1 protein-coding gene is annotated in these 232 nt (G+C 48.3%); it reads right to left on the bottom strand.

The genetic code is table 11. The features are described from left to right. Positions 1–232, bottom strand: a 232-nt coding sequence (locus tag AAEZ03_RS29025) for an EAL domain-containing protein (RefSeq protein ID WP_350583466.1), incomplete at both ends; no start/stop codon positions are given.

Below are 232 nucleotides of genomic sequence, written 5' to 3'. Positions count from 1 at the left end.
GTCTAGTGGTAGCTGAGGATTAGTGAGATCGTGGGCTGATAAATTAATCGCCACCGTGAGTGAAATACCTTGTTGCTGCCATAGGGCTAGCTGTTTAATGGTGGTCGTTAGCACCCAGTCGCTGATCATCGAGATATTACCTGAATTTTCGGCTAAGCGAATGAACTCATCAGGCGGGATAAATCCCAATTCAGGGTGATGCCAGCGGATCAGGGTTTCCGCACTATGGCAA

Source organism: Pseudomonas sp. HY2-MNA-CIBAN-0224 (assembly GCF_040310285.1).
Taxonomy (GTDB): domain Bacteria; phylum Pseudomonadota; class Gammaproteobacteria; order Pseudomonadales; family Pseudomonadaceae; genus Aquipseudomonas; species Aquipseudomonas helleri.
Note: the sequence above shows the minus strand (reverse complement) of the source record. Positions and strands in the feature narration are given on the sequence as shown.